At 69.0% G+C, this 6,784-nt stretch carries 6 protein-coding genes; 4 read left to right on the top strand and 2 right to left on the bottom strand.

Annotated features, from left to right (window positions below):
• The first annotated feature begins 606 nt into the window (after positions 1-606).
• Entirely contained in the window at positions 607-1,797 is a 1,191-nt protein-coding gene (locus tag Apa02nite_RS32425; RefSeq protein ID WP_203828419.1) for a low temperature requirement protein A, read from the top strand.
• Positions 1,798-1,800: 3 nt separating this feature from the next.
• Here Apa02nite_RS32425 and Apa02nite_RS32420 read toward each other — a convergent pair whose 3' ends face one another.
• Positions 1,801-2,274, bottom strand: coding sequence for a Crp/Fnr family transcriptional regulator (locus Apa02nite_RS32420; RefSeq protein WP_203828418.1), 474 nt, complete (start codon positions 2,272-2,274; stop codon positions 1,801-1,803).
• A gap of 162 nt (positions 2,275-2,436) precedes the next feature.
• On the opposite strand from Apa02nite_RS32420, the gene Apa02nite_RS32415 reads away from it, so the two are divergent.
• Positions 2,437-2,790, top strand: coding sequence for a PadR family transcriptional regulator (locus Apa02nite_RS32415; RefSeq protein ID WP_067707625.1), 354 nt, complete (start codon positions 2,437-2,439; stop codon positions 2,788-2,790).
• The gene (locus Apa02nite_RS32410; protein ID WP_203828417.1) at positions 2,787-3,881 is read left to right on the top strand and encodes a hypothetical protein; all 1,095 of its coding nucleotides are present in this window, start codon (positions 2,787-2,789) and stop codon (positions 3,879-3,881) included. Before Apa02nite_RS32415 ends, Apa02nite_RS32410 begins: the two co-directional genes overlap by 4 nt.
• 503 nt (positions 3,882-4,384) lie before the next feature.
• On the opposite strand, the gene Apa02nite_RS32405 is transcribed toward Apa02nite_RS32410, so the two are convergent.
• On the bottom strand, positions 4,385-4,642 hold the full coding sequence (locus tag Apa02nite_RS32405) for a DUF3040 domain-containing protein (protein ID WP_203828416.1): 258 nt from the start codon (positions 4,640-4,642) through the stop codon (positions 4,385-4,387).
• A 113-nt stretch (positions 4,643-4,755) separates the two neighbouring features.
• On the opposite strand from Apa02nite_RS32405, the gene ctaD reads away from it, so the two are divergent.
• Positions 4,756-6,528: an aa3-type cytochrome oxidase subunit I gene (ctaD, locus tag Apa02nite_RS32400; protein ID WP_067707634.1), complete on the top strand. Its 1,773-nt coding sequence runs from the start codon at positions 4,756-4,758 to the stop codon at positions 6,526-6,528.
• The last annotated feature ends 256 nt before the right edge of the window (positions 6,529-6,784 follow it).

Genomic DNA, 6,784 nt, shown 5'->3' with positions numbered 1-6,784 from the left:
TCAGGACTGCCTCCAGACCGCCGACACAACCCTCACCACCAGCCGACCTGTCACGGCTGGCGGTGAGGGCTGCTTTCGATGGCTCGAGGGAGCCCTCAGCACCAGCCGGGACGGGAGGTGCGGGACAGTCCGGTGGGCAGTGCGGGTCGGCCGTCCCGTCACGGAGCCCGGCTACTCCGGACCGCAGCCACATCGGACCGCAGCCACCCACCCGCAGCCACTCAGGACCATGGCCACTCAGGACCGCGGCCCCCGCGGGCCGCAGCCACTCAGGACTGCGGCCACATCGGACCGTGGGGTGGCTCGCGGTGTCGGCTGGCTCTCAGGGGTGTGATCGAGGGGTTGAGGCACCTCTGGTGACCAGCCGAGGGCCGGGGGCGCGGCACGGCCTGGTGACGGGACGGGTCGTGGGGCCAACACGGCGCTCGGTTTTGTAGCTGCGGGCGGGCGCCCCTATGAGGACCGCGTGCGGGCGGGGTGACCGGGAGTGGCGGCGGCCGCGAGGGTGACGCCTGCCGGGGAGCGTGGGGCGCGGCGGGAGTGATGGAGCGGCGGAGTGACGGGCCCGGGCGGCGAAGAAGGATCGACACACGCTAGGTTCCGAGCATGTCGGAAACGGTCGCTGAGGAGCGGCATGCCACCTGGCTCGAGCTCTTCTTCGATCTGGTGGTCGTGGCCGCCGTCGCCCAGCTGGCCCACCTGCTGCACGGCGAGCCGGACGGGCAGCTGCTGCTGATCTTCGCGGTGCTCTACTACGCGATGTGGAGCGTCTGGACCGGCTTCACCCTGTACGCGAACGTGGCGGCCACCCGGACGCGGCTGCTCACCATGCTGGCCGCAATGTTCGGCATCGCGGTGATGGCCGCGTCGATTCCGCAGCTCACCGAGCACGACCGGCCGCAGCCGTTCATCGTCGCCTACGTCGCCTGCCGGATGCTCGCGATCGCGTCCTGGAAACGGTCCGCCGAGGTGATGACCGAATGGCCCGGCGTGCACCAGGCAGTCGGCCTGATCCCGTGGATCGCCTCGCTCGGTTTCGACGCGCCGATCCGGTACTGGCTGTGGCTGGCCGGCATCGTCTTCGACATCGGGTACACCGTGCTCGCGTCCCGCTCACCGGAACGGCTGCTCGCCGAGGAACGCCGTGAGTACGAACGGGAGCAGCAGGGGTGGGTGGCCCGGCTGAGCCGACGGTTCGGCGCGAAAGTGGTAGCCGATCCGGAGCCAAGGGCGGTCACTGCCGACCGGCCGCACCTGGGTGAACGGCTCGGGCTGTTCGTCATCATCGTGCTGGGCGAGGCGGTCGCGCAGCTGGTGAACGAGGCCGCCGGAGTCGAGGTGTGGTCCTACCGGAGCTGGCTGCTGGTAGTGACCGGTTTCGGCCTGCTGGTCTCGCTGTGGTGGCTGACCCTGCAGAACGGGTCGACGGCGGCACCGGTCTCCGGCGCCTGGACCCGGGCGCTGCGGTTGACCATGCCGGCGCACTACCTGACCACTGCGGCGATCGTGGCCATCGCAGCCGGAGTGGGTGGGCTGGCGGCTGGCGAGAGCGAGCACACCGGACCGGTCGGCCGGTGGATCCTGTGCGGCGGTGCAGCGGTGTACTTCCTGGTCGGAGGGCCGCTCGGGGTCTCCGGCGCGGCTCGGCGGTGGAGCCTCGGGTGGGCGCTGCCGTCGGTGACCGGGGCGGTGCTGCTGGGGGCATTCGGCGCTCCTCTCGCGGGGTGGGTGCTGGTGACGGGCCTCCTCGCGCTGGCTCTGTGGCAGGTCTCGTACCGCCAGCACGCCGGCAGCTGATCTTCAGAAGGTCTCGGGATAGGCGTACAGCTCGGCCAGGCGGCGACGGGATGCTTCGAGGCGGTCGGCGAGGACCGCAAGGAAGCGGGCATTGAGGTCGCGGCCGAGGTCGGGCTCGCCCGCGATCATGTCGCGGATCCGGACGGCGTCGAACTCGATGGCATGGATGTCCTCGGCGACCAGGGCACCGAAGCGCCACCGGTAGGGCGCCATCAGCCACGACCAGCCGATGACCGCACCGGGGCGCAGCCGCTCGACGACGATGTCGCCGCGGCCCGGGACCGCCATGTCCAACACCACGACACCGGCATTGAGCAGCCAGAACTTGTTCGCCGGGTCGCCCGCCGAGAACAACCGGTGCCGGCTGGGGCGGAACACCGGACGGCCGTGGACGGACCACCGGTGCAACCAGTCGGATGGCAGGTCCTCGGCGAACGGGTGCAACGCCAACTGATCAAAAACGCTCAACGCCGTCATGACGCCTCCCTGGGCTCGCCTCTCACGCTAGGAGTGGCAGGGCCCGCCGGGCAGGAGCGGAAGTCCTCCTCTCGCCGTCGCTTCGTCCCGGCCCACACTAGTCTGAGACTTGACTAGTCGCAAGTTCGTACTACTCTGATGGGACGCGACACGGGAGGGCGCATGACGAAGGCAGCAGAGCAGCCAGATCTGGAACCAGGATGGGTGCGGGCCACGCTGGAGCTGGCAGTGCTCGCCGTGCTGGCCGAGAGCGACCGGCACGGGTATGCCGTCGCCCAGCGCCTCGGCGAGCAGGGGCTCGGCCCGGTGAAGGGCGGCGTGCTCTACCCGGTGCTCAACCGGATGGAGATCGAGGCGGTGGTCAGCTCCAGCTGGCACGCCGGCCAGGCCGGTCCGGGCAAGAAGGTCTACGCGATCACCGAGGACGGCCGGCTCCGGCTCGCCGGACAGCGGGCGTCCTGGCACCGCTTCACCTCCACGTTCGACCAGTTCCTGCAGCAGACAACGGGGCAATGATGAAGACCTTCGACCGCTGGGAGTTCCGCGCCCGCATCGCCCTGGGCGACCGCGGCATCGAGTACCACGAGGCCAGCCCGCTGATCGACGACGCCCGGGCGCACGTCGAGGAGAGCGGCACGGACCCGTGGCAGTCCCTGGGTTCGCCCGAGGAATTCGCCGCGGAGGTCGCCGCCGCCCGGCCGGCCACCCAGGCGCGGCGGGACACCCAGGGCCGGACTTCCGCGGACCACCTCAGCAACGGCCTGTTCCTGCTGGCGGTCAACGGGGTGCCGGCGTCTCTGGTGGCGATCGGGGTGAGGGGCCTGATGCTGCCGCTCACCGTGTCCGGCACGCTCGGCACTGTCCTGCTCATGGCCACCATGCTGGTCCTCGTCGCAGCTCCCGGCGCACTCCGGGCCGCCGGTCGGCCGCGGCTGGCGAATGGGAGCTTCGCGGCCGCTGCCATGCTGTTCGTCGCCACGGTCGCCACTTTCGCCTGGCTCCCCCGCGAGCGTTTCGGGGCGATCCCCACTCTGGTGCCGCTGGTCGTATCGCTCGCTTTGTGCTGGTTGCTGACCCGACCGGCCCGAGCCCCGAAACAGGCCGCCGGCCACCAGGCGGTGTTCGGTTCCGGGCCGGCGGACCTGGCACGGTCGGGCAGTTCGGCGGACACGGCCGGGCCGGCGGAACCGGAAGCCTGGTTCGCACGGTTGCACGGCCTGCTCGCCGGCCGGTTCGATGTACCCGCTGACCGTGCTACCGACCTTGTCGAGCAGGCACGAGCCCACGTCACGGCGGCCGGCACCACGCCACGCGAGGAGTTCCCTTCCCTTGCCGAATATGCCCGGGACCTCGCCGAGCAGGAGCCTGAACGCCGGGCCGCGTGGTGGCGACGTCCGGCTGCGGCACGGTTCGCTGTCCTCTTTTGGCTCGCCGTCTACACGGTCTCGGCCGCCATCGACGGCGTGTGGTGGCAGACGATCACCGGCGCTGTCACCCTGGCGTGTCTCGCTCTGGCCTTCCGGGAGAGCCTATTCGGCACCGACTCCCGCGCCACCCAGCCCGGCCCCAGCCAGCCCGACAGCGAGGAGGCAAGAGACACGATCTAATCCGGACACCTCGCTCCGCCCCGGGCCCCAAAAGCGGCCCCCGGACCGAAGCCGAGCCACCTGCACCCCGGACCGAAGCCGAGCCACCCGGACCCCGGACGCCGGACCCCGGACCGGACCCGAGCATCCGCACCCCGGCCGAATCCGAGCCATCCGCACCCCGGACCGAATCCGAGCCACCCGACCCCCGGACCCCCGGACCGCCGGACCGCCGGACCGCCGGACCGGAGCCCAGCAACCCGCGACCCGGGCCTGGGTGATCAGGGGAGCCCGGCGGGGAAGAACCAGACGGCGAGAGAATCGGGAGTTTCTGCCGCGACCGCCCACGGACGTCGCCCCGGAGGGCTTCGCGTTCTGGACGCGCCAGCGGCCAGCGAAGCCCGCAGGGGTCCCGGCGGGAGCGACGATCTGCACACCAGCGGACGCACGACATCATGAATTTGATCTTCGAGCGGCGCGGGACCGAAGCGATCTCGCGCCAGACCGACGGGAGCACGCGACCGTCACCTTCGGGTGAACCGGACCGCGAGGATCACCATCACCAGGATCGCGGCGGCGTCCAGCACGAGCAGCGCGCCGCGCGGCCCCAGGAACAGACCGACGAACGGCAGGGCGAGGAATGCCAGCACGCAGACCACCGAGAGGGTCGGAAACGCGCGGCCACCAGTGCCGGAGCGCATACGGCGCGCGAAGGCCGGGTCGGTGGAGCACAGACGACGCTCGATGTCCGCGAGCACGCGGCTGTCCTGCTCTTCCAGCATGCATCCCCCTGACGGACAAAAGAGGAATAGCCGATCTGGCACGAATTGAAGCGTTAGAAGCCTATAACAGAGGGTGAGCAGTAGTTCTCCGTATGCGCAGCCGAGGAGCTTGGATGACCACCGTCGCCCCGAGGCCGACACCCGTTCGGCCACATCCGGTACGCCGACAGGTGAGGGGTTCCGCATTCGCCCGGACCCTGCGAACCACCGATGCGAAGCAGATCGGGATCATGTACCTGATCACTTCGATCGTCTTCTACATGGTCGGCGGGATCATGGCGCTGCTGATGCGCGCCGAGTTGGCCCGGCCCGGCATGCAGATGCTGTCGCCGGAGCAGTTCAACCAGCTGTTCACCATGCACGGCACGGCCATGCTGCTGTTCTTCGCAACGCCGATCGTGTTCGCGTTCGGCAATTTCGTCGTCCCGATCCAGATCGGCGCGCCGGACGTGGCGTTCCCCCGGCTGAACGCGTTCGCCTACTGGCTCTACCTGTTCGGCACGATCATCGCGATGAGCGGCTTCCTCACCCCGGGCGGCGCGGCCGACTTCGGCTGGTTCGCCTACACGCCGCTGAGCGACTCGCTGCACTCGCCGGGCATCGGCGGGAACTGCTGGGTGGTCGGCCTGGCCATCGGTGGTCTCGGCACGATCCTCGGCTCGGTCAACCTGATCACCACGATCCTGACCCTGCGCGCGCCCGGCATGACCATGTTCCGGATGCCGATCATGTGCTGGAACATGCTGGTCACCGCACTGCTCGCGATCATGGTCTTCCCGTTCCTGGCGGCCGCGCTCTTCGCTCTGGCTGCCGACCGGGTGCTCGGCGCGCACGTCTTCGACGTGAACACCGGCGGGCCGATGCTGTGGCAGCACCTGTTCTGGTTCTTCGGCCATCCCGAGGTCTACATCATCGCGTTGCCGTTCTTCGGCATCATCACCGAGGTCATCCCGGTGTTCAGCCGCAAACCGCTCTTCGGTTACAAGGGCCTGGTCGCCGCGACGCTCGGCATCGCGGCGCTGTCGATGAGCGTGTGGGCACACCACATGTACGCGACCGGTCAGGTGCTGCTGCCGTTCTTCAGCTTCCTCACCTTCATGATCGGTGTGCCGACCGGCATGAAGTTCTTCACCTGGATCGGCACCATGTGGCGCGGCCAGATCAGCTTCGAGACGCCGATGGTGTGGGCGGTCGGCTTCCTGGTCACGTTCCTGTTCGGTGGCCTGTCCGGCATCGTGCTCGCCTCGCCGCCGATGGACTTCCACGTCTCCGACTCGTACTTCGTGGTGGCGCACTTCCACTACGTGCTGTTCGGGACGATCGTGTTCGCCGTCTTCGCGGGCATCTACTTCTGGTTCCCGAAGATGTTCGGCCGGATGCTCGACGAACGCCTCGGCAAGATCCACTTCTGGCTGACGTTCATCGGTTTCCACACCACGTTCCTGGTCCAGCACTGGGTCGGCACCCAGGGCATGCCGCGGCGCTACGCCGACTACCTGCCCAGCGACGGCTTCACCACGCTGAACACGATCTCCACGATCGGCTCGTTCATCCTGGGCCTGGCCACGCTGCCGTTCCTCTACAACGTGTGGCGCACGTACAAGTTCGGCAAGGTCACCACCGCTGATGATCCGTGGGGTTATGGCAACTCGCTGGAATGGGCGACCAGCAGCCCGCCGCCGCTGCGGAACTTCGACACGATGCCGCGCATCCGGTCCGAGCGGCCCGCTTTCGACCTGAAGTTCCCGCATCTCGCCGCTGGCGAGCAGTCGCTGGCCGGGCCGCCGGAGGGCGGCGCGCGGCCGCTGACCAGGGAGTCCGACGGAGGGGCGAGCTATTCCGAGGACATCGCTTCGGATCGGGACCGCAAGAAGAAAAAGCGCTAGATCGTACGATGAGAGGACCTGCCCACTCGCCTCCTGGCGGTGGGTAGGTCTTTTTTTTGCACGGGACCGGTGGTCGTTGCCGGCCGACCCGCTTGTCAACAGATGGTGACGGGCAGGATTGGCGTCGAGACCTCCTCGTTGCCATCAGTCCCGTTGAACAACACCCGAACGCCCCCCAAACGACGGCTTGACCCGCCAGCGATACGTCCCGCCGGAGTGCGAGAGCAGCGGTGGGCACGACGCCGCAAGGCGTGAT

Origin of the sequence: Actinoplanes palleronii (assembly GCF_016862315.1) — a bacterium.
Classification (GTDB): Bacteria; Actinomycetota; Actinomycetes; order Mycobacteriales; family Micromonosporaceae; genus Actinoplanes; species Actinoplanes palleronii.
The sequence above is the reverse complement of the archived record's forward strand: the minus strand, read 5'-3'. Positions and strand labels throughout refer to the sequence as shown.